Raw genomic sequence first — 24,800 nt, forward strand, 5'->3', positions numbered from 1 at the left:
CCATGACAGAGCCCGATTCGCCGGACCCGCGCGAACGGCTGGCCGACATCGTCGAGACGGCGATGGACGCGATCATCACCATCGACGCGACGCAGCGCATCGTGCTCTTCAACGAAGCCGCCTGCCGCATGTTTCTACTCGCGGCCCGCGATGCGCTGGGCCAGCCGCTGGACCTGCTCATTCCCGCCGTCCACCGCCCGGCGCACCGCGAGCACGTGGCCCGCTACCACGAGGGAGACGATGCCGCCCGGCGCATGGGCCCGGTGCGGGCGCTGAGCGGCCTGCGAAGCGACGGCACCGAGTTCCCCATCGAGGCCACGATCTCGCGCACCGGCCGTGGCGCCGACATGCTGATGACGGTGATGGTGCGAGACGTCACCGCGGTGCGCGAAGCCGAGCGCACACGCCTGGCCCGTGCCGCCGCGGAGGCCGCCAACCGCGCGAAGAACGAGTTCCTTTCGCGCATGAGCCACGAGTTGCGCACCCCGCTCAACGCGGTGCTGGGCATCACGCAGCTCCTGCGCGGCCGGCCCGGCGCGCGACTCGGCGGCAACGAGAACATGCAGCTCGAACTGCTGCACGCTGCGGGGCTGCGGCTGCAGGTGCTGATCGACCGGATGCTCGAATTCAGCCGGCACCCCGGCGGCGACTTCCCCCTGCACTTCGCCGCTGAGACCAGCGCCGACGAGCCGCCTGCGGGCACCGTGCTCTACATCGAAGACAACGCCGTCAACGCCTTGCTGGTGGTGGAGGTGCTGCGCCAGTGGCCCGACGTGAAGGTGGTGGTGGCAGCGACCGGCACCGAGGGCGTTCAGCAGGCACGCGAGCTCGACCCGAGCCTCGTGCTGCTCGACATGCGCCTGCCCGACATGTCGGGCGACCAGGTGCTCCACCAGCTGCGGGTCGACCCCGCCACCCGCGGCCTCACCGTCGTCGCCCTCTCGGCGAGCGCCATGCCGCTCGATGTGGAACTCGCGATGAACGCAGGCGCGCGCGCCTACTGGACGAAGCCGTTCGACTTCCCGTCGTTCCTCGCGAATGTGAAGGCCTTGCTGAGCGAGGCGAAGCGAAAGCGCCGCCTCGACAGCCCCGCCGTCAACCCGCCGCCTGCTTGACCTGCCCGCCCACGGCGTAGCCGGGGTTGCCGAACTCCATCACACCGTCGTCGATGCGGCCGAAGCGCAGCAGCAGCAGGTCGCGCAGGTAGTTCTGGTAGAGCTTCCACGGCGCCTTCGAGCCCTGCTTGGGCATGTGCTCGGCGGCGCGTTGCACGTAGCCCGAGGTGAAGTCGATCCACGGCTCCGCCTTCAGCTCGGGGTCACGGTTGCGCGGCGTGCACTGGCGGTGGCCGTGGCGCTTCATGTAGTTGAGCAGGCGGCAGACGTATTCGCAGGTCAGGTCGCACTTGAGCGTCCATGAGGCGTTGGTGTAGCCGAACGAGACCGCGAGGTTGGGCACGTCGCTGTACATCGTGGCCTTGTAGCCGAAGGTCTTGCCCGCTTCGACTCGCCGGCCGTCGACCTTCAGGTCCATGTCGTCGAGCGAGCTCAGCACGAGGCCGGTGGCGCTCACGACGAGGTCGGCCTCGAGCTCCGTGCCCGACTTGAGGCGGATGCCCTTCTCGGTGAAGGTCTCGATCTCGTCGGTCACCACCGTCGCCTTGCCGACGTAGAGCATGCGGAAGAGATCGCCATCGGGCACCAGGCACAGGCGCTGGTCCCACGGCTTGTAGCGGGGGGTGAAGTGCTTCGCGACGTCGACCTTGCTGCCGATGGCCGCCTGGATGCCGTCGACGATGTACTTCTTCACCCGCTCGGGCCGGCGCTTGCAGAGCCGGTAGAAATACATCGAGAGGCTGACGTTCTTCCAGCGTGTGAGGAAATAGGCCCAGCTCGCCGGCATCACTTTGCGCAGCGCATTGGCGATGCGGTCTTGCGCGGGCCGCGACACCACGTAGGTCGGCGAGCGCTGCAGCATCGTCACGTGGGCGGCGGTCTTGGCCATCTCGGGCACGAGCGTCACGGCGGTGGCGCCGCTTCCGATCACGACGACGCGCTTGCCGGCGTAGTCGATGTCGCTCGTCCACTTCTGCGGGTGCACGAGGCGGCCGCCGAAGCGGCTGACGCCGGGGAAGTCGGGCTGGTAGCCGGCCTCGTACTTGTAGTAGCCGCTGCACATGAAGAGGAAGTTGCAGGTGAAGGTGACACGCTCGCCTGTGCTTCGTTCGACTTCCACCGTCCACCTCGCCTCGGGCGTCGACCAGGACGCGCCGACCACCTTGTGGCCGAAGCGGATGTGCCGGTCGATGCCGTTCTCGGCCGCCGTCTCGCGGATGTACTGCAGGATCGACGGGCCGTCGGCGATGGCGCTCGCGTTCGTCCAGGGCTTGAAGCGGTAGCCCAGGGTGTACATGTCGGAGTCGGAGCGGATGCCTGGGTAGCGGAACAGGTCCCAGGTGCCGCCGATGGCCTCGCGGCTTTCGAGGATCGCGTAGCTGCGGTCGGGGCACTCGGTCTGCAGGTGGTACGCCGCGCCGATGCCGGAGAGGCCGGCGCCGACGATGAGCACATCGGTGTGGGTGGTGGACATGGGCTCGTGTGGAAGTGGAAGCCGGTAGCATCGCGCCGATTGCGGCTTGGCGTTCTAAGGTATTCACCTTATCCTCTGCCTGGGCCGGCAGGCCATCCTCTCACGACCTGGCCGAGAGCCCCTGGCGCCTCAAGGGCCGAAGCAGATCGCCAACACCCGTGCCCACAGGCCGTGGCCCAGCGCCCAGCCCGAAGCGGCGACGAGCCCTGCACCCGCGAGGCGCACCGCCCACTGGCCGGCCACGAGGCCCGCACCCGCACCGCCCGTCAGGCGCAGCCACAACGCCGGCCCCGCGATGAGGCCCACTGATGAGGTGATGGCAAAGGCTGCCATCACCGCCGCACCCGCGGCTGCGTGGCCAGCGAGCGTGGCGACGACCAGCGCCGACTGCAGCAGGCCGCAAGGCCACGCCAACCAGAGCGCACCGGCACCCGCCGCGCGCACTGGGCCTTGCACCCGCTGCCAGCCCTGCGCCGCCAATTCAGGCGGGAGCGAGCGGCCCTGCCCTTGCATCCAGGCGGGCTGACGGCCGGTCCAGAGCAACCAGAGGCCAAAGCCGAGCACGGCCAGGTGCAGCAGCACCCAGATCGGGCGCAACGCGGGCGCCGCCTCGCCCAGTTGGCGCAGCAGCGCCACGCTTGACGCGGCCACTGCGCCGCCCGCCGCGTAGCCGGCGAGGCGGCCGAGATGGAAGCCGAGGGTGGCGTGGTTCGCGTTGCCGCGGCTGCAGGCGCGGATCACCCCCGCGCTCGTGCCGCCGCACATCGCCAGGCAGTGCGGCACGCCGGCCAGGCCCATCAGGGCCGCGCTGAAGATGAGCGCCAGTTCCATCGTGGACTGCGGCTCAGATGATGCGAGAGAACCTCTCGCGCTGGCGGTCGGCCTGCAGGTGGCGGTCGAACACCATCGCCACCGCGCGCACGAAGTACCAGCCCATGCGGGTCACCTGCAGAGCATTCGGTTCAATCTCGACGAGCCCCTGCTCCGCCAGCGCTTCCATCTGCGCGAGCTCGCTTCTGAAGTATTCCCGCACGTCGACCAGGTGCGACAGCTCGATCGATTCGAACTCCAGCCGCCCCTGGCACATGAGCGCCATGATGACGGCGCGGCGCACGAGGTCGTCGCGCGTGAGCGCGAGGCCGCGCACGATGGGCAGCTGGCCCTGGGCGAGTGCGTCGTAGTACTCGGGCAGGGTCTTCGCGTTCTGGCTGTAGGTGGCGCCGATGTGGCCGATGGCCGAGACGCCGAGCGCCACGAGGTCGCAATCGGGCTGCGTGCTGTAGCCCTGGAAGTTGCGGTGCAGCCGGCCTTGGCGCTTGGCGACGGCGAGTGCGTCGTCGGGCAGCGCGAAGTGGTCCATGCCGATGTAGACGTAGCCGGCGGCAAGGAAGGCCGCGATGGCATTGCTCAGCATGCCCACCTTCTGGCCGGCGGCCGGCAGCTCTTCGGTCGAGATGCGGCGCTGCGGCTTGAAGCGCTGCGGCAGGTGCGCATAGGAGTAGAGCGCGATGCGGTCGGGCCGCAGCGAGTTCACCTGCGCCACCGTCTTGGCAAACGACACCGGGTTCTGCTTCGGCAGGCCGTAGATCAGGTCGACGTTGACCGACTCGAAGCCGATCTCGCGCGCCGCTTCGATCAGGAAGCGCACCGACTCGAACGACTGCACGCGGTGCACCGCGCGCTGCACGTCTTCGTCGAAGTCCTGCACGCCGAAGCTCAGGCGGTTGAAGCCGAGCTGCGCGAGATGCTGCAGCCGCTCGCGCGTCACGGTGCGCGGGTCGACCTCGATCGACATCTCGGCGCCGGGCGCGATCTTGAAATGGTGGCGCAGTGCGGCGAGCAGCCGGCTGAGTTCGCCATCGTTCAGGAAGGTGGGCGTGCCACCGCCGAGGTGCAGCTGAGAGACGCTCTGGCCCACGCCCAGCAGCGCGGTGTGCAGTGCCATCTCCTTTTCGAGCGCGTCGAGGTAGGCGGTGGAGCGGCCGTGGTCTTTCGTCACCACCTTGTTGCAGGCGCAGTAGTAGCACACCGATTCGCAGAACGGGATGTGCACGTAGACCGACAGCGGTGCGGCCGCCGCGCCCTGCACGCGCAGGCGCGCGGCATGGGCGTAGTCGACCTCGCCGAAGGCTTCGACGAAACGGTCGGCCGTGGGGTAGGAGGTGTAGCGCGGGCCGGCCACGTCAAAGCGCTGCAGCAGCTCGGGCGTGATCTGGAACTCGGGGGCCGCAGCGGCTGAGGTGGGGGGGCACAGGACTTCGCTCATGGTGCCCATACTGTGCCAAGGCGACCAGAGCGCGCCTTGATGCCGGTCAAGCGCTGCGGAGGGCCCGGGAAACAGAATTCCCGGGAGCTTGAGATACCTCATATGCCTGATACCGTCCCGCCCCCAACCACCCCTTCGACCGTCCGGCGCACGCGCGCGATTGCACCCGCACCGACGTTGAAGGTCGCCTGTTCCAGCTGCAGCTTGCGCGAGCTGTGCCTGCCCGTCGGCCTGCCGCCGACCGACATGGAGCGGCTCGACACCCTCGTCACCACCCGGCGTAGCGTCGCCAGGGGCGACTTGCTCTTCCGCTCGGGCGACCCGTTCCAGTGCCTCTACGCCGTGCGGACGGGCTTCTTCAAGACCTGCGTGTCGCTGGAAGACGGGCGCGATCAGGTCACCGGCTTCCAGATGGCCGGCGAGCTGCTGGGGCTTGACGGCATCGGCGGCGAGCGGCACAGCTGCAATGCCGTGGCGCTGGAGGATTCACAGCTCTGCGTGATCCCCTATTCGCAGCTCGAATCGCTGTCGCGCGAGTTCGGCGAGTTGCAGCGGCAGTTCCACAAGATCATGAGCCGCGAGATCGTGCGCGATCACGGCGTGATGCTCCTGCTCGGCTCCATGCGGGCCGAGGAGCGGCTGGCGGCCTTCCTGCTGAACCTCACGCAGCGCTTGCAGGCGCGTGGCTTCTCGGCCTCGTCGCTGGTGCTGCGCATGACACGCGAGGAGATCGGCTCCTACCTCGGGCTCAAGCTCGAGACGGTGAGCCGCACCTTCTCGAAGTTCCACGACGACGGGCTGCTGGAAGTGAAGCAGCGCGACATCCGCATCCTCGACGCAGAAGGCTTGAAGCGCCTGGTCAACAGCGCTCGTTGCTGAGCCGCTGCCGTCGACCCTGGGTTTTGCGGCCCAGGATCAGAACGGGTCCTGCCGGTTCATCTCATCCGTCGACCGCATCAGCAGCATCGTCAGCGCCCCCGACAGCGCCATCACGCCCCAGAAGATGAAGAAGGTGACGGTGTAGACCGCCTGGCGCGGCCAGTCGAACGCCACGCCGCCAAACCACTGCAGGTTGTCGGGGTCGACCACCGCAAACAGCAGCATCTCCAGCACGCCAGCCATCAGGAACGATGGCCAGAGCACCTGGAGCGCCTGCTGGCGGAACGCAGGAGACCACATCACGGCTGCGGCGTGGCCGCGTGGTTGCGCGCCTTGAGCGCCGGGCTCATCGAGGCCGAGGTGTCGGCCACGGCGGCCGGCACCTGCACCACCGGGTCGATGTGCGTGATGGCGATGCGCAGCGTCACGAAGCCGGCCAGCACCACGGCCGCGGGGCCGGCGAGCACCAGCCACACCATGCCGACACGCCACCACGGGGTGGATTCAGGACTTTGGGTCTTCGGGTTCATCTCGGGTCTCCTTCCACTTCAGCATCGGCATCCACTTCACGCCACCGTCATCGCGGCACGACGAAGGTCGACTTCTCGACCACGTCGACCGAGCCGTCATCGCCACGCGCCAGCCGCTCGACGCGGAAGCGCAGCGGGTGGGCACCCGGGCCCAGCGCGCGAGTGGCCGCATGCGGCACCTGCACGCTCACCGGCCACCAGCGGGCCTCGGCGGCACCTACTTCGAACTCTGCCTTCGAGGTGATGGAGGCGCCGTCCAGGCCTTCGAGCGTCACGCGGTAGTGCTGCGTGGCCTCGGTGGCGTTCATCACCTGCAGGCGGTAGACGTTTTCGATCGCGCCGTCGTCCACGAGGCGTGCCAGGGCTCCACGGTCGCGCACCACGTCGACCCGGAACGGGCTGCGCAGCGCGAGGCTCACCACGAAGCCGATGCAGATGAGCGCGAGCACAGTGGTGTAGACGAGCACGCGCGGGCGCAGCACACGCTTGAGCGTCTGCAGCTTCGACCAGCGGTTGGACAGGCCGTTCTGCGTCGCGAAGCGGATGAGGCCGCGCTCGTAGTTCATCTTGTCCATGACCTCGTTGCACACGTCCACGCAGGAGGCGCAGCCGATGCACTGGTACTGCAGGCCGTTGCGGATGTCGATGCCGGTCGGGCACACCTGCACGCACAGGCCGCAGTCAATGCAGTCGCCCAGGCCCTTGGACTTCGGGTCGACCTTGCGGCCGCGCGAGCCTCGTGGCTCTCCACGGGCGGGGTCGTAGCTCACGATGAGCGTGTCGCGGTCGAACATCGCGCTCTGGAAGCGCGCATAGGGGCACATGTAGGTGCAGACCTGCTCGCGCAGGTAGCCGGCGTTGCCATAGGTGGCGAAGCCGTAGAAGAGCACCCAGAACCATTCCCACGGCCCGAATCCCAGCGTGAAAGCCTCGCTCCAGAGCACCTTGACGGGGGTGAAGTAGCCGACGAGCGTGAAGCCCGTCCACAGGCCGATGGCGATCCACACCGCCTGCTTGCCGGCCTTGCGCCACAGCTTGTTGAAGGACCAGGGCGCCTCGTCGAGCCGCATGCGGGCGATGCGGTCACCTTCGAAGCGGCGCTCCACCCAGAGAAAGATCTCGGTGTAGACGGTCTGCGGGCAGGTGAAGCCGCACCACAGGCGGCCGGCCACCGCCGTGAAGAGAAAAAGCGAATAGGCGCAGACGATGAGCAGCGCCGCGAGGTAGACCAGGTCCTGCGGGTGCAGCACCAGGCCGAAGATGTAGAAGCGGCGCGCCGCCAGGTCGAAGAGCACCGCCTGGCGGTCGTTCCACTGGAGCCACGGCAGGCCGTAGAACACGATCTGCGTGAGCCACACCATCGCCCAGCGCCAGTTGGCAAAGGTGCCGGTGACCGAGCGCGGATAGATCTTCTTCTGCTTCTCGAAGAGCCAGCCGCCCTCGCCTTCGACCTCACTCGCCGCTTCGGCGGCGACGATCGGGATCACGCGGGGATTGGTACTGCTCATAGGGTAGGGATCGCGCGTCGCTGGGGTTACGGCCCGGAGCTCGCGCCGCGGGAGAGGCTCCACACATAGGCACCGAGCACATGGATCTGCTCAGGGGTGAGCCGCGAGGCGTGTGCGGGCATGACGTTGGTCTTGCCGTTGTTGACCATCGCGACGATCGCCTCCTCGCCCCAGCCGTGCAGCCACACCTTGTCGCTGAGGTTGGGTGCGCCGAGCGCCTGGTTGCCCTTGCCGCCCACGCCGTGGCAGGCCGCGCAGGCGATGAACTTCTCGCGCCCCGCCGCCGCCTGGATGGCGTTGTGCGGGCTGCCCGAGAGGCTCAGCACGTACTGCGCGACGTTGACCACGTCTTGCGCCGAGCCCACCGCGGCGGCCATCGGGGGCATGACACCCTGGCGACCGTTGGCGATGGTTTCCTTGATGGTCTCGAGCGAGCCACCGTAGAGCCAGTCGTTGTCGGTCAGGTTGGGGAAGCCCTTGCTGCCGCGTGCGTCGGAGCCGTGGCAGGCGGCGCAGTTGTTGACGAAGAGGCGCTCGCCGATGCCCATCGCGCCGGCGTCCTTGGCCAGCACTTCCGCCGGCTGGGACACGTAACGCGCATAGACGGCGGCCATCGCGTTGGTGGCCTTCTTCTGCTCGGCCTCGTACTGGCCGGTGCTCGTCCAGTTGAGCGTGCCGGCGCTGCTGCCAAGGCCGGGGTACAGGAAGACGTACGCGCCACCGCACACCACGGTCAGCACGAAGAGCACCATCCACCAGCGCGGCAGCGGGTTGTTGAGTTCGACGAGGTCGACGTCCCACACGTGGCCGGTGGTGTTGTCGTTGGCCATCGGCTTGCGGCGCGACGCGATGACGAGCAGCGCCAGACAGGCGACGAGCGACACCACCGTCGCAACCGCGATGAAGGTCGACCAACCGCTGTTGAAGAAGTCACTCACGGCGGGCTCCTTCATCGTCGGCGGTCATGAACGGGATGCGTGCCGCTTCATCGAAGCGGTCGCGGTTGCGCTTGGCCCAGGCCCAGGTGCAGATGCCGGCAAAGGTGGCGAGCGAGACCAGGGTCACGAGGGATCGGAGGTCGTTGATGTCCATGTCGTTCTTCCTGTCCGTTCTTACTTGAGCGCGGTGCCCATCACCTGCAGGTAGGCGATCAGCGCGTCGAGCTCGGTCTTGTTCTTCACCGCTTCGGTGGCACCGGCAATGTCGGCGTCGGTGTAGGGCACGCCGGCCACGCGCAGGGCCTTCAGGTGGTTGGGCAGCGATTGCCCGTCGACCAGGTTCTTGTTGAGCCAGGGATAGGCCGGCATGTTCGACTCGGGCACCAGGTCACGCGGGTTGATCAGGTGCAGGCGATGCCAGTCGTCGCTGTACTTGCCGCCGACTCGGTGCAGGTCGGGGCCGGTGCGCTTGCTGCCCCACTGGAAGGGATGGTCGTAGACGAATTCACCTGCGGTGGAGTACTTGCCGTAGCGCAGCGTCTCGGCACGGAAGGGCCGGATCATCTGCGAGTGGCAGTTGTAGCAACCCTCGCGGACGTACACGTCGCGCCCGGCGAGCTGCAGTGCGGTGTAGGGCTTCAGGCCTTCCACCGGCTGGGTGGTCGAGCGCTGGAAGAACAGCGGCACGATCTCCACGATGCCGCCCACCGCCACCACGAGCAGGATGAGCACGATCATCAGGAAATTGTTGGTCTCGATCTTCTGGTGGCTGAAGCCGGATTCGTTTTGCTGTTGAGCCATGATGGTTCTCGGTCTCAAGGTTCAGGCGTGGGCGGCGGCAGCAACGGGCGGCACGACCACCGGCACGGCGCGGCCGTTCAGCGCGGTCTTCACCACGTTCCAGCCCATGATCAACATGCCGCTCAGGTACAGCAGGCCGCCGAGCAGGCGCACCACGTAGAACGGGAAGGTCGCCTTCACGCTCTCGACGAAGCTGTAGACCAGCGTGCCGTCGGGGTTGACCGCGCGCCACATGAGGCCCTGCATCACACCGGCGATCCACATCGCGGCGATGTAGAGCACGATGCCGATGGTGGCGATCCAGAAGTGCAGCTCGATGGCCTTGGTGCTGTACATCTTGGTCTGGCCGAACATGCGCGGGATCAGGTAGTACAGCGTGCCCATCGAGATGAGGCCCACCCAGCCGAGCGCGCCGCTGTGCACGTGGCCGACCGTCCAGTCGGTGTAGTGGCTGAGGGCGTTGACGGTCTTGATCGACATCATCGGGCCCTCGAAGGTGCTCATGCCGTAGAACGACAGAGACACGATCAGGAACTTGAGGATGGGGTCGTCACGCAGCTTGTGCCAGGCACCGCTCAAGGTCATGATCCCGTTGATCATGCCGCCCCAGCTCGGCGCGAGCAGCACCAGCGAGAAGATCATGCCCAGGCTCTGCGCCCAGTCGGGCAGCGCGGTGTAGTGCAGGTGGTGCGGGCCCGCCCACATGTAGGTGAAGATCAGCGCCCAGAAGTGCACGATCGACAGGCGATACGAATACACCGGCCGCTCGGCCTGCTTGGGGATGAAGTAATACATCATCCCGAGGAAGCCGGCGGTGAGGAAGAAGCCCACCGCGTTGTGGCCGTACCACCACTGCACCATCGCGTCCTGCACGCCGGCGTAGGCCGAGTAGCTCTTCATCCAGCCGCCCGGGATGGCCGCGCTGTTGACGATGTGCAGCAGCGCCACCGCGAGGATGAAGCCGCCGAAGAACCAGTTGGCCACGTAGATGTGGCGGATCTTGCGGATGCCGATGGTGCCGAAGAACACGATCGCATACGCGACCCACACGACAGCGATCAGGATGTCGATCGGCCACTCGAGTTCAGCGTATTCCTTGCCCTGGGTGTAGCCCAACGGCAGCGAGATGGCCGCGGCCACGATCACCAGTTGCCAACCCCAGAACGTGAAAGCCGCGAGCTTGGGCAGGAAGAGAGGCACCTGGCAGGTGCGCTGGACCACGTAGTAGGAACTCGCGAAGAGCGCGCAGCCGCCGAAGGCGAAGATCACCGCGTTGGTGTGCAGCGGGCGCAGCCGGCCGTAGCTCAGCCACGAGATGCCGAAATTGAGTTCGGGCCAGGTCAGCTGCGCGGCGATGATCACGCCGACCAGCATGCCGACGATGCCCCACAGCACGGCTGCGAGCGCGAAATTGCGCACCACACCGTCGCTGTAGACCGGCGTTGCAAGGGCCGGAGAGCTTGTGTTCATGGGTCGTTCCTCGGGGTTTCTTGAACTGGTTCAATTGTCAGAAGCGCCCTCGGGAAGACCCTTGACCGGGATCAAGCCCCTGGCGGGGCGTGCTCGCGAGAAGGCACAGATGTGAGTTCGGCCTCGCCGTCCAGCACGCGCAGGCCCTCGCGTTCGAGGTCGTCGAACTGGCCCGACTGCACGGCCCAGCCGAAGAGGCCGATCAGCGCGAGCACGAGCAAGACCGACAGCGGCAGTAGGAGATAGAGGCTTTCCATCCGGGGCTTTCTTCAGCGTGAAAGTCGCAGCGCGTTGAGCACGACGAAGAGCGAACTCGCCGCCATGCCGAGCCCTGCAGCCCAGGGCGGCAGGTAGCCGGCGAGTGCAAGCGGCACACAGGCGGCGTTGTAGGCGAGCGCCCAGCCGAGGTTCTGGCGCATCACGCGCACGGTCTTGCGGGCGCGGGCAAGCGCCGCGGGGATCTCGCCCAGGCGGCTGCCGAGCACGATGAAATCCGAGCGCTGCTGCGCCAGGGCGCTGCCGTGCGCGAGGGCAAACGACACGTCGGCACGGGCGAGCACCGGGCCGTCGTTCAGGCCGTCGCCGACCATCAGCACACGATGGCCCTGCGCTTGCAGCGACTCGATGGCGCGCAGCTTGTCTTCGGGTGTCGCCTGGCCGTGGGCCAGCTCGATGCCAAGGCGCTGCGCCACGGCCTGCACGCTGCCTTGCGTGTCACCCGACAGAAGCCGCACCTGCAAGCCGTGGGCGGCCAAACCTTGCAGCGCTTCTTGCGCGTCGGTGCGCAGCGCTTCGTCGAATTCGAAGAGCACCTGCTCTTCCGCCGTGGCGCCTTGCGGCGCGCAGGCCACACGCGGGCGCGTCGCCTCCGTCGGGCTGCTCGAGCCCACCCAGCCTGGCGCGCCGAGGCGCCAGCGGCGGCCCTGCTCGTCACATGCCTCGATGCCCTGCCCTGCCGTTTCGCACACCTCGCTCCAGGCGTGAGAAGCGCCTGGCAAGGCCTGCACGAGTGCCGCCGACAACGGGTGGCGCGACAGCGCCGCCAGCGAGGCAGCCCGGGCCAGCAGCGCGGCGCGGTCGGCCTGTGGCGCAAGGTGCGTGGCGGCCAGCACCAGGCGGTCTTGCGTGAGCGTGCCGGTCTTGTCGAAGACGGCAATGTCGACCGCGCCCAGCGCCTCGATGGCGTCGAGCCGCTGCACCAGCACGCCGCGGCGTGCGAGGCCGCCGGTCGCGGCGAGGAGCGCGGCCGGCGCCGCCAGCGAGAGCGCGCACGGGCAGGTGACGATCAGCACCGCGACGGCGACCCACACCGCCCGGGTCAGGTCGATCACGCTCCACACGGCCGCAGCACCCGCCGCGAGCACGAGCACGCCCAGCAGGAACGGGCCGGCCCAGCGGTCGGCCAGGCGCAGCACGCCGGGGCGTTGCGTGAGCGCGTGCTGGAGCAGTTCCACGATCTGCTGGTAGCGCGTGCCTTCACCAAGTTTCTGCAGGCGCACGGTCACCGGTGCCGCGAGGTTGAGGCTGCCGCCCACCACCGCGTCGCCCGCCGCGCGCTCCACCGGGCGCGATTCGCCGGTGAGCATGGCTTCGTCGACCTGCGTACTTCCTTCGAGCACCAGCGCATCGCCAGGGAAGGCCTGGCCCGCGGCCACGCGCACGCGGTCGCCGACCTGCAGCCGCGCCACCGGCACGGTCTGGGCGGAGCCATCGTCGGCGAGCCGCTCGATCGCATCGGGCAGGCGCTGCAAGAGCGCGTCGAGCGCCTCGGTGCTGCGGTGACGCGCACGCAACTCAAGCCACCGCCCGGCGAGCAGGAAGCTCACGAACATGGTCATCGAATCGAGATACGGGTCGGCGCCGAAGAGGCCGCCCGGCTCGAAAGTGGCCACGGTGCCGGCGACGAAGGTGACGGCGATGCCGAGCGCCACCGGCACGTCCATGCCGACACGCCGCTGGCGCAGCGCATGCCACGCACCCTTGAAGAACGGGCCGGCCGAGAAAAGCAGCACCGGCAGGGTCAGCACCCACGCGGCCCAGCGCATCAGCGCCGCGAGGTCGGGGGCGATCTCACCGGGCGCGGACAGGTAGCCGGGCGTGGTGAGCATCATCACCTGCATCATGCAGAAGCCCGCGACGAAAAGACGCCACAAGGCCTGGCGCGACTCGCGCTGGCGTGCCGTGCGGGCCGCCTCGTGCTCGGCCGGCAGCGCGCGGTAGCCAGCGGCCTGCACCGCGTCGACCAGCGCCGAGGCACGGGTGCGCGACGCGTCCCAGCGCACCAGGGCCCGCTCGCTGGCGGCGTTGACCTCGGCGCTGTCGACCCCGGGCACACGCCTGAGCGCGGCTTCGATCACGCCGGCACAGGCGGCGCAGTACATGCCCTGCAGGGCGAAGACGGATTCGGCCTGGCGCTGCCCGTCTGCGGACTGGCGCCAGCGCGTGCAGCGCGCGAGCGAGGCGTCGTCGTCGAGCGCGGCCTTCTCGCGCGGCGTCAACGGAGGCAGGGGCAAGGCCAGGCCGGCCTGGGAGGAGGTCATGCGCCGACTCTAGGAAGCACGGCCCGCCAGACGCATGACGCAGATCAATTCCGCGGCCTCGGGGCGGCCCCAAGATGGCCGGTCATGGATTTCTCACACTCCGCCGCCAACCTGGCGCTGCAAGGCCGCGTGCGCGACATGATGGAGCGGCTGGTGCTGCCGTCGAATCGCGACTGGCATCGCTGGGCCGATGCCGGCGAATACCCGCTCGATGTGATCGAGCCGCTCAAGGCCTGCGCGAAGGCCGAAGGCCTGTGGAACCTCTTCCTGCCGGGCCTGAAGCCCGACGAACCCGGCACGCGTCTGTCAAACACCGAGTACGCGCCGCTCGCCGAGATCATGGGCCGGGTGCCCTGGGCCTCGGAGGTGTTCAACTGCAGCGCGCCCGACACCGGCAACATCGAGCTGCTGCACCTCTATGCCACGCCCGCGCAGCGGGAGCGGTGGCTGCGCCCGCTGCTGGAAGGCACGATGCGCTCGTGCTACGCCATGTCGGAGCCCGACGTGGCCTCGTCCGACCCGACCAACCTCGAGACGAGCATCGTGCGCGACGGCGACGAGTTCGTCATCAACGGCCGCAAGTGGTTCATCACCGGGGCCTTGCACCCGCTGTGCGAGCTGGTGGTGCTGATGGGCGTGTCCGATGGCTCGCCCGACGCGCCGCGCCACCGTCGCCATTCCCTCGTGCTGGTGCCGCTCAAGACACCGGGCCTCGAGATCGTGCGCAACATCCCGATCCTCCAGCACCACAGCGTGGAAGGCCACGTGGAGCTGGTGTTCCGCAACGTCCGCGTGCCTGCGAGCGCCCTGCTCGGCGAACCGGGCGAAGGGTTTGCGATGGCCCAGGCCCGCCTCGGCCCAGGGCGGGTGCACCACTGCATGCGCACCATCGGCCAGTGCGAGCTGGCGCTGGAGCTGATGGCCGAGCGGGCCCTGGAGCGGCAGAGCTTCGGCCGCAAGCTGGCCGACTACGCCAACGTGCAGGACTGGATCGCCGAGAGCCGCGTCGAGATCGATCAGGCGCGGCTGCTGGTGATGCGCGCGGCCTGGCGCATGGATACCGAAGGCAACGCCGCCGCGCGCACCGACGTGGCCGCGATCAAGCTCGTGGCCGCACGACTGCAGACGCGGGTGCTCGACCGCGCGATGCAGGTGTTCGGCGCCATGGGCCTGTCGCCCGACACCCCGCTCGCGTTTCTCTACACCTGGGGTCGGGCGATGCGCTTTCTGGACGGGCCCGACGAGGTGCATCTGCGCACCGTGGCCCGCACCGAACTCGAGGCCGCCCGCAAACGACGAGGGGCTGGAACGGCACATTTCGTGCCGCCAGCCCCTCTTGAAGCCCCGCTCACGCGGGGCTAGACCTCACGCCGGATCAGTCGCGGTCCAGCGTGCCATTGGCGTCGCGGTCGACACCGATGCGGGTGCCGTTGCCCGGCGGCACGCAGGTGAAGGTCAGCGGCGCGGAAGCGGCGCTGGCCTGGCTCAGCAGGCCGCTGAGCGTGACGGCCGACTCAGACGACTTGTTGGGCACGAACTGCTGGCTTGCGTTCATGACCCAGCCGCGCGCCTGGCCCGAGATCACGCCCTTGGCGACCAGCTCGCACTCGGGCACCGGGCTCGTGATCTGCGCGCGCGCCACGAGCAGGTTCAGACGGGCGCTCACGTCGGACTGGTTGGCGTTCGCCGGCGTCACGGTGACCTGCTGGCCGACGATCGGGTTGACGTCGGACGGCGCGGCCAGCACGTATTGCTCGAGCTGCTGCTTCTGCGTGGTCGAGAGGGCGTTGAACACGTCTTCCGAGAAGAACTGGACGAGCGTCCCGAACTTGCCGGCGTTGTTGTAGCCGAAGCCCTTGACCTGGTCACCCACGTTCGCGAACAACGAGCGGCTCGAGTTCGTGCCGAACATGCCGACCTTCTGGTACATGTTGCGGATGTGCGGGATCTTGAAGTCCTGGTCGAGCTGGGCACCTTCGATCGACATGGTGCCGTCGGAGCCGAAGAGCTTGCGCGACGGATCGACCGTGTGGCAGCCGTTGCAGGTGGTGATGGTGTCGGACGTCGTGTTGAAGTACACGTTGCGCCCGGCCGCCTGCACCGTGGTGAGAGAGTTGTCGAGGTTGGTGATCGGATTGGGCGGGTAGATGATCTCCAGCGCGAAGTCGGCGAAGGCCTTCATCTCGGCGGCGGTGAGCTGAGACTCGCGACCCAGCAGGCCGGTGAAGGCCACGTTGAAGTCTTCGAACGCCTGGTGCTCGATCGTTTCACCCGAGCTGCGGCTCTGGCCCGTGCGGTCACCGCGCCAGTGCAGCGGGCCGTGGTTGGCCATGCCGCGGAAGCTCTGCGTCGTCATCGGCCCCTTCATCGGGTGGAAGTTGGCCTTGCGACCGAAACGCGGCACGTTGGTGTTGTACGGGTTCGGGCTCGCCACCTGGCTTTCGCTCGGATTGCCGAGGTCCCATGCGATGTGGTCGATGTCGCCGAAGATGTGGCAACCCGAGCACGATGAGTCGCCGCGGCTGGAGGTGTAGTTCGCGTCGTACAGGAACTTGCGCCCTGCCTTCACGACAGCCGGCTCCGGGTTGTACATCGTGACGTGGGCGGTCTCGGAGAAGGTCGAGGTGTTGACCACCGAGACGCCGTTGTCACCACGGGTGGTGACGTAGGCCACGTTGCGCGACGGGTCGAGCACCACGCCGGTGGGCAGGCCGCCAGTCAGGGTCACGTGGCTGCTGGCCGAGGGCGTGAAGGTGTTGCCTTCGAGCGCCGCGGTGCTGAAGCGCCCCAGCTTGTTGGAGCCCATCGCGGCCACGTACATGGTCGAGCCGTCGGGCGTGATCGCCATCTCGAGCGGGGTGGCGAGCGAGGCGGCCTTTTCGGCTGCCGTGCCCACGGCCTGGTCGTAGCTGGTGATGTGCTTGTTGAGATGGCGTGGCAGCACGTTGCTGCCGTCGATCACGGTGATGCGGCTCTCGACGAAATGGCCGCGCACGGTGGTCGAGCGGGTGCCCGGGCCTTCGAAGCGCACCCGGTTGCGGGCGTCCTGGTTGCTCACGTAGACCTTGCCCGACGACGGGTTGACGGCCACGTTGAACAGCGTCGTGCCCACGCCGGTCGTGCGCGCCGTCACCGTGGGCGTGGAGCCCGAGGTGTCGATCGTGAACACGTCGTAGTCGGGCAGGTTGATCTTCACGCGGCTGCTGTGGTCGCGCGGTGCCACGCCACGCGTGGGGTCACCGTCGTCCATCCAGCGACCGTTGGCGTCCTTCTGCACGATCAGCGGGTTGCGCGGTGCGGTGTTGCCGGCGGCGTCGGTCGTGGGCGACGGCAGCGTCAGGCCGCCGTTGCCCAGGTCTTCGTTCAGCACGGTGGTCTTGTTGCCGGAGTTGAACACCGCGGCGTAGACACGGGTGCCGGCGGCGTTCTTCGCCAGGCCGCGCAACGTGTCGCCGAACATGTTCAGGCGGGTCAGCGGCTGGCCGCCGAGGCGCGTGCCGACGTTGGCCACGTCGTACACCCAGACGTCGGCGCGGCCGACGCCCGGGGTGGCGAGCTGCGGGTCGAAGCCGGCGTTCTGGCCGCGGTGCGCAGCGGTGATGAAGGCCCACTTGTTGCCAGCGCCCGCGAACACGATGTCGCGCGGCTCGTCGCCCACCAGCAGCGTGTTGATCACGCGGGCAGGCGTCGTGGAGACATCGACGATGCTCACGCTGTCGGACAGGTGGTTCACCACCCACAGCTGGTTGTCGTTGGCCAGCGCCACCGACACCGGCTCCAGGCCGACCGGGATCGACTCGATCAGCGCCGGGGTGCCCGAGGAGGTGTTGTAGACCTCGACGCGGTTGTCAGGCGTGTTGACGACGAAGAGGCGGCTGCCGGTGCTGTTCAGCGCCATCGGGCGGACGTGGCCGCTCTCGAAGGTCGCGAACTTGCCGATGGGCGGGCGCGTGGCGCCGGTCGGCGGGTTGGTGGTGCCGCTCGTGCCGGCCAGCACGACGTTGTTGACGCGGTAGCTTTCGAGTGCGCTGTTGGCGTTGACGCGGAAACGCACGACCACGCTGGTCTGGTTGGCTGCGTTGGACGGCAACGTGAGGGTCACGCGGCTGGTGGTCGCGGCCTGGGTCGACTCGACCTGGGTGAACGCGCCGCCGTTGATCGAGACCTCGGCGATGCCGGCCTCGCCGGTGTCGAGGCCGGTGGTGCTGCGGTCGAACGCGAGGGTGATGCCGGTGTAGCCCACCGTGCTGATCGGAGACGAGGTGATGGCGCCGTCGGTGCTCAGCAGCGAGGCGGTCATGGTGGCGCCGAGGCTCGACGTGCTCACCGAGCCGGCCGACGAGAAGCTCCCGAGGCCGCTTCCGAAGGATTGCTGGAAGAGGGTGGTCTGGGCGTGGGCGCCGAAGGCGCACACCGTCAGACACGAGGCGGACATCACACGTCCGAATTGCCGTTTCACGGCCGACCAACTCAATTGCATGGCAGTCTCCTTTGTGGTGTTTTGCACGGGAAACGGCGATGCCACGGCGCGTTTCTCCTGCTTGCCCAATGGTTGCACTGCCGTGCTTTTCTAGCGATTAACGCTTCTCCCTAGACTTTCGTGCGCAAGTTGGCAAGTCAGTACATGCACGATGCGAAATGAGGGGAACTTGTGGGCCCGCGATATGTCGCGCCGAGCCTCTTGCGGCGGAATTCACGCGTCGGGCATATCAATCGCGCACTCCACGACAAGGGTCATTGGCATGAAGTCACGGCGAACCCGATCCGCCTCAAACGCCAACTAAGTCACACCTCGTCATGGCGGCGTCGGGGTCCGCGCAACAAGCTCGCCACCGGCGCTCAGGGTGTACCCGCATCCATGCTCTTAGGGATACGTGCCGCGATTTTTTGAATCAACAATACGCGCTGCAATGCGCCCCGCACGGGCGTGACGACCTCGATTCATTCACCTGACAGAGGCACCCGATGAGCCAAGTGTTGTCCGGCATGGCATCTCAACGTGGCGCATCTGCGGTGCCGCAAGACCACGCAAACGTGCTCGCAGCCGAAGAAGCGGTTCGCCAGATGTCCAAACTCCTGATCGTTGACGACCACGCCCTCGTGCGCGTGGGCATCGTGACCAGCCTCGGCGCGGTCGACAACGCCAACCTCCAGCTCCTCGAAGCCAGCACGCTGCACGATGCGATGGAGCTCTACCGCAGCGAGCCCGACATTGCCCTCGTGCTGCTCGACCTCAACATGCCCGACTGCAAGGGTCTGCAGGGCCTGAAGCAGTTCCTCGAAGCCTTCCCGCAGGCGCGGGTGGCCGTCATCAGCGGCACGCAAGACGAATTCGTGATCGGCCAGGTGCGAGCGCTCGGCGCGGTGGGCTATGTCACCAAGGGCCAGGCACCGCGCCAGATGTGCGACACGGTGCTGGGCCTGCTGGCCACGGCGCAGGGGGGCGTCACGGCGCCCTTCCCGCGTTTTCCGAGTTCGTCGCGCTACGACCGCGTGGCCGAGCTGGGCCCGCGCCACCTCGAGATCCTGGAGCTGGTGCTTTCGGGCTGCTCCAACCAGGAGATCAGCACGGCTACCGGGCTATCGCTGGGCACCATCAAGAACTACGTGTCGACCATCCTGCTGGCGCTCGACGTGAAGTCGCGCTCCCACCTGATCAGCCTGTTCAGGTAAGCAGGTACGCGAAGGGTGCGCTTCCAGCTCTCGCCATCCGCCAGCACCGGCATCCCGCAAGCATCGAGCGACGAAGGGCCTGAGCGCCGCCGCGAGCGCACCCGCGCCTCGCAACTGATGAAGCTGATGCGCCACGGCGACGTGAAAGTCGCGGTGCTCGCCGGCCTGGCCGTCGCCTGCTGGCTTTCCTTCCTGGTCTGGATGCCCCATGGCACGGGGCTGTGGGTCTGGGCCGGCTTCGTGCATGCAGTGCAGATGGCGCACGCGGCGCTCTACTGGTCGTTCAAGCAGGCCGGCCGCACCGCCCTCACCCAACCCTCGCGCTGGCTGCACCGTTACCAGGCGGTGGTGTTGCTCTCGGCGGTGAGCTGGGGCATCGCCCCGGCGCTGCTGATCGATGACTTGCGCTGGGTGCCCACCATGCCGCTCGTGCTGCTGTTGCTGGGCCTGGCCGCGGCCGGCGCGCACCAGGTGGCGGCGCAGCGCTGGGCCATCTACCTGTGGCTGGTGCCGCTGCTCACGCCGCTGATCGCGTTCATGCTCTACCTCGGCACGCCGATGACGATCACCATCGCGCCGCTGGTGGCCGCCTTTCTCTTCGCCTGCATCTACCACGCGAGCGCCCGCCACCGGCTCCTGATGAAGGAGCTGCAGACCAAGCTCGACAACGACGCGCTGGTGCGCGCGCTGCGCCAGCAGGTGGTGCTGGTGGAGCAGGCCAACCGCGAGAAGAGCCGCTTCCTCGCCTCGGCCAGCCACGACCTGCGCCAACCCATGCACGCGCTCGGCCTCTTCACCGCCACGCTGGAAAAACGCCTGCAAGGCACCGCGCTGCAGCCGCTCGTGAAGAACATGATCCGCTCGATCGACGCGCTCGAGCAGAGCTTCACCTCCATGCTCGACATCTCCAAGCTCGATGCCGGCGTGATCGAGCCCAACCTGCAGCCCTTCCCCATCCGCGACCTCTTCCGCGTGCTGCACATGCACTGCGCCGGCCAGGCCGAAGAGCTGGGTCTCGGCCTGCGCTTCAAGGCCGGCGGCAAGATCGTGATGAGCGACGCCCACCTCCTGGAGCGCGTGCTGTCGAACCTCATCCACAACGCCATCCGCTACACGCAGGAAGGTGGCATCGTGGTGGTGGCGCGCACCCGCGCAGACGCCATCAGCATCGAGGTGTGGGACACCGGCATCGGCATCCCCGAAGACGAGCTGCCCAAGGTCTTCGACGAGTTCTACCAGGTCGACAACCCCGGCCGCGACCGCTCGCGCGGCCTGGGCATGGGCCTGGCAATCGTCAAGCGCCTGGTGCTGCTGATGGGGCACCAACTGGAGGTCTCGTCCAAGCCGGGCAAGGGCACGGTGTTTCGCATTCTCATCAAGGCCACGCCGTTCGACGAGATGGACAACATCGCGGTGGCGGCCGATACCGTGCCTTCGCCGATCGATGAAAGCCGCACGCTGCTGCTCATCGACGACGAAGAGAGCATCCGCGTCGGCATGAGCGACCTGCTGCAGACCTGGGGCTACAAGGTGCTGACGGCCGCCACGATCCAGGAGGCCTGCACCGAGGTACGGCGCCACGCCGGGGTGATCGACATCGTGATCTCCGACCTGCGCCTGGCCGATGGCGAAGACGGCATCGACGCCATCGAGCGCGTGCGCGGCGTCTACGGTGCGCCGCTGCCGGCCCTGCTCATCACCGGCGACACCTCGCCCGACGAAGTCAAGCGCGTGCACAGCAGCGGCCACCAGGTGCTCTTCAAGCCGGTTCGCACCAAAGAGCTGTACGCCGTGCTGCGCAGCGTGCCCTGAGTTCCCGTAGGCGCCCCCCTAGAACATGGAAGCGGCGCCTCACCTTGGTCACTTTGAGGCGCCGAAGGTGGCTCCTAGCATCGGCCGCAACTTCAAGAAGGGGAAGTCCGTGAGGGCCTTACATCGCATCCTCCTGCTGGGCGCCGCCACCGTGTGCGCGTTCGCCGCCCAGGCGCAGGACAACGGCAACAGCATCGCGCGCGACGCCCTGGCGCGCCACCGCGACGCCAACGGCATCCTCGCGCTCAGCGCCGAGGGCCGTGCGCTGTACGAGCGCGACGTCATCAAGCTCGACGGCTACGGCTACTGCGGCCGCTCGGTCGCGCTGGCCGAGCAAGGCGAGTTCCGCCAGAGCATCCGCGCCGCCGCGAAGGCCCTGCACCTCGGCAGCAGCACCGACAACGAAGACCTGCGCTCGCTCGCACAACGCGACCTCGCCATCGCCTACAGCTACGCCGGCCTGCTCGACGAGGCCGAGAAGTTCGCCAACGGTGCGCTGGCGCTCAAGCCCAAGAACCCGCAGCAGGCGCACGCGCCCTCCCACAAGGTGCTGGGCGATGTGGCCGCGCGCCGAGGCCGCTACGGCGATGCCGCCGATGCCTACACCCGCAGCTACGCGTTGGCGAGCGAGCGGTTCCGCCCGCTGGTGCTGGTGTCGCTGGCCAACGCCTACACGGCCGCGAGCCGGCCCACCGAGGCGCTTCAGCAGCTCGACAAGCTGCCCAAGGGCGAAGCCGACAAGCTTGGTGCCTTCTACCTGCGCAGCCGTGCCAACGCCCTGCTCGCTGCCGGCGTGGCCGACCAGGCGCACACACTCTTCCAGCGCATCGCCGCCGACGCCAGCGGGAGCGATGCGCTCTACCACCGCCTGTGGGCCACCGAGGGCCTGGGCCGCGTCGAGCTGCAGCGTGGCAACAAGCCCGCCGCCCTCAAGGCCTACCTCGACACCGTCGCCCTCGCCGAGCAGCTGCGCGGCAAGTTCCAGAGCGACGAGTTCAAGACCGGCCTTTTCGGCGACATCCAGAAGGTCTTCGACACCGCACTCGACCTCGCCATCGCCCAGCGCGAGTTCGAGACCGCCTGGGTGCTGTCGGAAGCCTCGCGCTCGCGCCAGCTGCTCGACGCCGTGCGCGACCGCGCGTCCGACAGCCTGGCCGATCACCGCATCACCCTCGCCGAGCTGCAGAAGAGCCTCGCCCCCGGCGAAGCGGTGCTGCAGTTCCATGTGCTGGACCAGCGCAGCGTCGTCTGGCTCGTCACCCGCACGGGCCTCTCGGCGGCCGTCATCGCACAAGGCCAGTCCGGGCTCGCCCCGCTGGTCGAGAACTTCCGCTCCAGCGTGATCGAACGCCGGCGCGACACCTCTACCCTCGCCGCCAACCTCTACAAGCTGCTCCTGGCCGACGTCGACCTCGCCCCCGCGCAGCGCCTCTACGTGGTGCCGCACGGCCCGCTGCACTACCTGCCCTTCCAGGCGCTGCACGACGGGCGCAGCTACCTCATCGAGCGCAGCGCCCTCACCGTGTGGCCCTCGGCCGCCATCGGCGCGAAGCTGCTGGCCCGCGGCAGCGTGCCGGCGCCGCAGTTGCTCGGCTTCGGCAACCCGAGCACCGACAAGAACGTGCCGCTGCCCGGCGCCGAGCGCGAGGTGCAGCAGGTGGCCAGGCTCTTCAACGGCAGCGAGATCTACCTGAAGGAAGACGCCACGAAAGACCGCTTCAAGGCCAGCGCCGGCCGACACAACATGGTCCACATCGCCGCGCACGCCGAGCTCGACGACGTGGACCCGCTCTTCTCGCGCATCCTCTTCGCCAGCACCGGCAGCGAGACGGGCCTGCTCGAAGCCCGCGAGATCTACACGCTCGACCTGCGCGGCGTGCGCCTCATCACCCTTTCGGCCTGCGAAAGCGGCCTGGGCCGAGTGGCGCGCGGCGACGAGATCATCGGCTTCACCCGCTCGCTGCTCTCGGCGGGGGCCAACAGCATCGTCGCCTCGCTCTGGCCGGTGGCCGACGACTCCACCGACCTCCTCATGAACCGCCTCTACCGCGAACTCTCGACCGGGCGCGACCTCATGGCCGCGATGCAGGCCGCCCAGCTCGAAGTGCAGAAGAACCGACGCTTCGCCCACCCCTTCTTCTGGGCCCCGTTCAACGTGATCGGCAACGGGCGCCTGCTGGTCGCCAGCGAGGCCGCACGATGAAACCGTTCGCCCTTTCGCTGGTCGCGCTGGCCGCCACCTCGGCGGCACATGCACAGCAGGCCCCGCTGCGCAACGCGCCCACGCCGGCCGCTGCCGCCTCGGCCCCCACGCTCGCCCCCACCACACAAGGCCGCTTCCTGCTGAAGGAAGTGCGCTTCCGCCAAACACGCGCGGTCAGTGCCGCCGAGTTGCAGGCCGTCGTCAAACCCTTCATCGGCCGCGAGATCGACGCCACCGATCTCAGCGTGATCTCCACCGCGCTGCGCCGGCTCTACGAGGCCCGTGGCTTCGGCATGGCCGGAGTGGGCTACCCGGCGCAAGACCTCACGGCCGGCGTGCTGCAGGTGAGCATCGTCGAGCCGCAGGTGTCGCAGCTCACCGTGGAGTCGCCACCCAAGCCGCCCATCTCGCCGGAGCGCACGACCCGCGTGCTCGACGGAGCCGGCGTGCGCAAGGGCCAGCCGCTCGACCTGCAGGCGCTCGACCGCGCGATGTACACCCTGAACGACTGGCCCGGCGTCTCGGCCCGGGCCACGCTGCTGCCCACCGGCGACGAAGGTCTCTACAAGGTCAACGTGCAGACCGAAGCCCGCCGCGCGTGGGACGCGAGCATCGACCTCGACAACCACGGCTCCGACGCCAGCGGCCGGTACCGCCTCGGCACCCTGCTGCGCTGGAACAACCCGGCCGGCATCGGCGACAACCTCGACCTGCGCCTCCTCGCCTCGAGCGGCGCCGGCACCACGGTCGGCCGCCTGGGCTACGAAGCGCCGATCGGCGCCACGCCCTGGCGCGCGGGCATCGGCTTCTCGCGCGTGGGCTACGAGCTGAGCGAAGAGTTCACCGGCGCCACCGGCACGGCCAACGTGTTCGATGCGTCGATGTCCTACCCCGTGCTGCGCGGGCGCGACCGCAACCTCGTGACGCGCGTCGCCCTGCAGCACAAGAAGCTGGAAGACGACATCGCCGACGTGATCGCGGTCGACAAATCCATCACCGCGCTCGACACCTCGCTCGCCTTCGAGTCGCGCGACGCCTTCGGCGGCGGCGGCTTCTCGGGCGGCAGCCTCGGTGTGATGGCGGGCCGGCTCAAGTACGACAGCGCCACGCCCGCGGGGGCGCCGCACGGAAGCTTCGCCAAGCTGAGCCTGCAGGCATCTCGCCTGCAAGCGCTCGGCCGAGGCTTCTCGCTGCTCGCCGGCCTGGCCGGCCAGTGGACCGACAAGACGCTCGACAACGCCGAGCGCTTCACCCTCGGCGGCGACAAGGGCGTGCGCGCCTATCCGGTGGCCGAAGGCTCCAGCGACCTCGGCGCCATCGTCAACCTGGAGCTGCGCCATTGGTTCAACACCACCTGGAGCGGCTACACCTTCTACGACTGGGGCCACGGGCGCGACAAGTCGCAAGACGCTCTCACCGGCTCCTCGCGTCGCACGCTGCACGGCTATGGCCTCGGCGTGCAGTTCACCCACCCCGACTTCTTCACCCTGAAGGCGAGCCTCGGCGTGCGCGGCAAGGAGCCGGTGCGCTCCGAGCCCGACAACCCCAAGGCCCGCCTGCTGGTGCAGGTTCAACGTTCCTTCTGAGCCCG

General features: G+C 68.3%; 20 protein-coding genes. 7 read left to right on the forward strand and 13 right to left on the reverse strand.

Features of this window, described 5'->3' with window-relative positions; genetic code table 11:
* The first annotated feature begins 2 nt into the window (after window positions 1-2).
* On the forward strand, window positions 3-1,115 hold the full coding sequence (locus RXV79_RS14040) for an ATP-binding response regulator (protein WP_316698277.1): 1,113 nt from the start codon (window positions 3-5) through the stop codon (window positions 1,113-1,115).
* Here RXV79_RS14040 and RXV79_RS14045 read toward each other — a convergent pair.
* The 3 genes from RXV79_RS14045 to hemN form a co-directional block, all read right to left on the reverse strand.
* Window positions 1,096-2,589 (reverse strand): flavin-containing monooxygenase, encoded by a 1,494-nt coding sequence (locus RXV79_RS14045; RefSeq protein ID WP_316698280.1) that lies wholly within the window; start codon window positions 2,587-2,589, stop codon window positions 1,096-1,098. The genes RXV79_RS14040 and RXV79_RS14045 overlap by 20 nt on opposite strands.
* 129 nt (window positions 2,590-2,718) lie before the next feature.
* Window positions 2,719-3,420, reverse strand: a complete 702-nt coding sequence (locus RXV79_RS14050; protein WP_316698282.1) for an urease accessory protein UreH domain-containing protein — start codon at window positions 3,418-3,420, stop codon at window positions 2,719-2,721.
* Window positions 3,421-3,433: 13 nt separating this feature from the next.
* Window positions 3,434-4,855 (reverse strand): oxygen-independent coproporphyrinogen III oxidase, encoded by a 1,422-nt coding sequence (gene hemN, locus RXV79_RS14055; protein WP_316698285.1) that lies wholly within the window; start codon window positions 4,853-4,855, stop codon window positions 3,434-3,436.
* A gap of 102 nt (window positions 4,856-4,957) precedes the next feature.
* On the opposite strand from hemN, the gene fnr reads away from it, so the two are divergent.
* Window positions 4,958-5,734, forward strand: a complete 777-nt coding sequence (gene fnr, locus RXV79_RS14060) for a fumarate/nitrate reduction transcriptional regulator Fnr (RefSeq protein ID WP_316698287.1) — start codon at window positions 4,958-4,960, stop codon at window positions 5,732-5,734.
* A 36-nt stretch (window positions 5,735-5,770) separates the two neighbouring features.
* On the opposite strand, the gene RXV79_RS14065 is transcribed toward fnr, so the two are convergent.
* From RXV79_RS14065 to RXV79_RS14105, 9 genes are all read right to left on the reverse strand, one after another.
* Window positions 5,771-6,034 (reverse strand): hypothetical protein, encoded by a 264-nt coding sequence (locus tag RXV79_RS14065; RefSeq protein WP_316698290.1) that lies wholly within the window; start codon window positions 6,032-6,034, stop codon window positions 5,771-5,773.
* Entirely contained in the window at window positions 6,034-6,264 is a 231-nt protein-coding gene (locus RXV79_RS14070) for a nitrogen fixation protein FixH (RefSeq protein ID WP_316698293.1), read from the reverse strand. The genes RXV79_RS14065 and RXV79_RS14070 overlap by 1 nt, the downstream gene beginning before the upstream one ends.
* 47 nt (window positions 6,265-6,311) lie before the next feature.
* Window positions 6,312-7,772 carry a cytochrome c oxidase accessory protein CcoG gene (ccoG, locus tag RXV79_RS14075; protein ID WP_316698294.1) on the reverse strand — a complete coding sequence of 487 codons (1,461 nt, stop codon included), beginning with the start codon at window positions 7,770-7,772 and terminating at the stop codon, window positions 6,312-6,314.
* A 26-nt stretch (window positions 7,773-7,798) separates the two neighbouring features.
* Window positions 7,799-8,710 (reverse strand): cytochrome-c oxidase, cbb3-type subunit III, encoded by a 912-nt coding sequence (gene ccoP, locus RXV79_RS14080; protein WP_316698296.1) that lies wholly within the window; start codon window positions 8,708-8,710, stop codon window positions 7,799-7,801.
* Entirely contained in the window at window positions 8,703-8,864 is a 162-nt protein-coding gene (locus RXV79_RS14085; RefSeq protein WP_316698297.1) for a cbb3-type cytochrome oxidase subunit 3, read from the reverse strand. Before RXV79_RS14085 ends, ccoP begins: the two co-directional genes overlap by 8 nt.
* A gap of 20 nt (window positions 8,865-8,884) precedes the next feature.
* The gene (gene ccoO, locus RXV79_RS14090; protein WP_316698298.1) at window positions 8,885-9,511 is read right to left on the reverse strand and encodes a cytochrome-c oxidase, cbb3-type subunit II; all 627 of its coding nucleotides are present in this window, start codon (window positions 9,509-9,511) and stop codon (window positions 8,885-8,887) included.
* A gap of 21 nt (window positions 9,512-9,532) precedes the next feature.
* On the reverse strand, window positions 9,533-10,981 hold the full coding sequence (ccoN, locus tag RXV79_RS14095; RefSeq protein ID WP_316698299.1) for a cytochrome-c oxidase, cbb3-type subunit I: 1,449 nt from the start codon (window positions 10,979-10,981) through the stop codon (window positions 9,533-9,535).
* Between the two features lie 71 nt (window positions 10,982-11,052).
* Window positions 11,053-11,238 carry a cbb3-type cytochrome oxidase assembly protein CcoS gene (gene ccoS, locus RXV79_RS14100; protein ID WP_316698301.1) on the reverse strand — a complete coding sequence of 62 codons (186 nt, stop codon included), beginning with the start codon at window positions 11,236-11,238 and terminating at the stop codon, window positions 11,053-11,055.
* A 12-nt stretch (window positions 11,239-11,250) separates the two neighbouring features.
* Window positions 11,251-13,521 carry a heavy metal translocating P-type ATPase gene (locus RXV79_RS14105; RefSeq protein WP_316698303.1) on the reverse strand — a complete coding sequence of 757 codons (2,271 nt, stop codon included), beginning with the start codon at window positions 13,519-13,521 and terminating at the stop codon, window positions 11,251-11,253.
* An 84-nt stretch (window positions 13,522-13,605) separates the two neighbouring features.
* Between RXV79_RS14105 and RXV79_RS14110 the strand changes: the two genes are divergently transcribed.
* Complete coding sequence (locus tag RXV79_RS14110) at window positions 13,606-14,883, forward strand: acyl-CoA dehydrogenase family protein (RefSeq protein ID WP_316698305.1); 1,278 nt, start codon at window positions 13,606-13,608, stop codon at window positions 14,881-14,883.
* A gap of 13 nt (window positions 14,884-14,896) precedes the next feature.
* On the opposite strand, the gene RXV79_RS14115 is transcribed toward RXV79_RS14110, so the two are convergent.
* Complete coding sequence (locus RXV79_RS14115) at window positions 14,897-17,956, reverse strand: YncE family protein (RefSeq protein WP_316698307.1); 3,060 nt, start codon at window positions 17,954-17,956, stop codon at window positions 14,897-14,899.
* 629 nt (window positions 17,957-18,585) lie between these two features.
* Between RXV79_RS14115 and RXV79_RS14120 the strand changes: the two genes are divergently transcribed.
* From RXV79_RS14120 to RXV79_RS14135, 4 genes are all read left to right on the forward strand, one after another.
* Window positions 18,586-19,194 (forward strand): response regulator, encoded by a 609-nt coding sequence (locus tag RXV79_RS14120; RefSeq protein ID WP_316698309.1) that lies wholly within the window; start codon window positions 18,586-18,588, stop codon window positions 19,192-19,194.
* A 15-nt stretch (window positions 19,195-19,209) separates the two neighbouring features.
* Window positions 19,210-21,006 carry a hybrid sensor histidine kinase/response regulator gene (locus tag RXV79_RS14125; protein ID WP_316698311.1) on the forward strand — a complete coding sequence of 599 codons (1,797 nt, stop codon included), beginning with the start codon at window positions 19,210-19,212 and terminating at the stop codon, window positions 21,004-21,006.
* Between the two features lie 109 nt (window positions 21,007-21,115).
* Entirely contained in the window at window positions 21,116-23,209 is a 2,094-nt protein-coding gene (locus tag RXV79_RS14130) for a CHAT domain-containing protein (protein WP_316698314.1), read from the forward strand.
* The gene (locus RXV79_RS14135; RefSeq protein ID WP_316698317.1) at window positions 23,206-24,795 is read left to right on the forward strand and encodes a ShlB/FhaC/HecB family hemolysin secretion/activation protein; all 1,590 of its coding nucleotides are present in this window, start codon (window positions 23,206-23,208) and stop codon (window positions 24,793-24,795) included. Before RXV79_RS14130 ends, RXV79_RS14135 begins: the two co-directional genes overlap by 4 nt.
* Window positions 24,796-24,800 lie beyond the last annotated feature (5 nt).

This window comes from Piscinibacter gummiphilus, assembly GCF_032681285.1.
GTDB lineage: Bacteria > Pseudomonadota > Gammaproteobacteria > Burkholderiales > Burkholderiaceae_C > Rhizobacter > Rhizobacter gummiphilus_A.

Coding starts and splice junctions, on each gene's coding strand:
- RXV79_RS14105 (WP_316698303.1), bottom strand. CDS start 13,521: ATGACCTCCTCCCAGGCCGGCCTGGCCTTGCCCCTGCCTCCGTTGACG.
- RXV79_RS14085 (WP_316698297.1), bottom strand. CDS start 8,864: ATGGACATCAACGACCTCCGATCCCTCGTGACCCTGGTCTCGCTCGCC.
- ccoS (WP_316698301.1), bottom strand. CDS start 11,238: ATGGAAAGCCTCTATCTCCTACTGCCGCTGTCGGTCTTGCTCGTGCTC.
- RXV79_RS14070 (WP_316698293.1), bottom strand. CDS start 6,264: ATGAACCCGAAGACCCAAAGTCCTGAATCCACCCCGTGGTGGCGTGTC.
- fnr (WP_316698287.1), top strand. CDS start 4,958: ATGCCTGATACCGTCCCGCCCCCAACCACCCCTTCGACCGTCCGGCGC.
- RXV79_RS14120 (WP_316698309.1), top strand. CDS start 18,586: ATGTCCAAACTCCTGATCGTTGACGACCACGCCCTCGTGCGCGTGGGC.
- ccoG (WP_316698294.1), bottom strand. CDS start 7,772: ATGAGCAGTACCAATCCCCGCGTGATCCCGATCGTCGCCGCCGAAGCG.
- RXV79_RS14045 (WP_316698280.1), bottom strand. CDS start 2,589: ATGTCCACCACCCACACCGATGTGCTCATCGTCGGCGCCGGCCTCTCC.
- ccoN (WP_316698299.1), bottom strand. CDS start 10,981: ATGAACACAAGCTCTCCGGCCCTTGCAACGCCGGTCTACAGCGACGGT.
- hemN (WP_316698285.1), bottom strand. CDS start 4,855: ATGAGCGAAGTCCTGTGCCCCCCCACCTCAGCCGCTGCGGCCCCCGAG.
- RXV79_RS14050 (WP_316698282.1), bottom strand. CDS start 3,420: ATGGAACTGGCGCTCATCTTCAGCGCGGCCCTGATGGGCCTGGCCGGC.
- RXV79_RS14115 (WP_316698307.1), bottom strand. CDS start 17,956: ATGTCCGCCTCGTGTCTGACGGTGTGCGCCTTCGGCGCCCACGCCCAG.
- RXV79_RS14040 (WP_316698277.1), top strand. CDS start 3: ATGACAGAGCCCGATTCGCCGGACCCGCGCGAACGGCTGGCCGACATC.
- ccoO (WP_316698298.1), bottom strand. CDS start 9,511: ATGGCTCAACAGCAAAACGAATCCGGCTTCAGCCACCAGAAGATCGAG.
- RXV79_RS14065 (WP_316698290.1), bottom strand. CDS start 6,034: ATGTGGTCTCCTGCGTTCCGCCAGCAGGCGCTCCAGGTGCTCTGGCCA.
- RXV79_RS14135 (WP_316698317.1), top strand. CDS start 23,206: ATGAAACCGTTCGCCCTTTCGCTGGTCGCGCTGGCCGCCACCTCGGCG.
- RXV79_RS14110 (WP_316698305.1), top strand. CDS start 13,606: ATGGATTTCTCACACTCCGCCGCCAACCTGGCGCTGCAAGGCCGCGTG.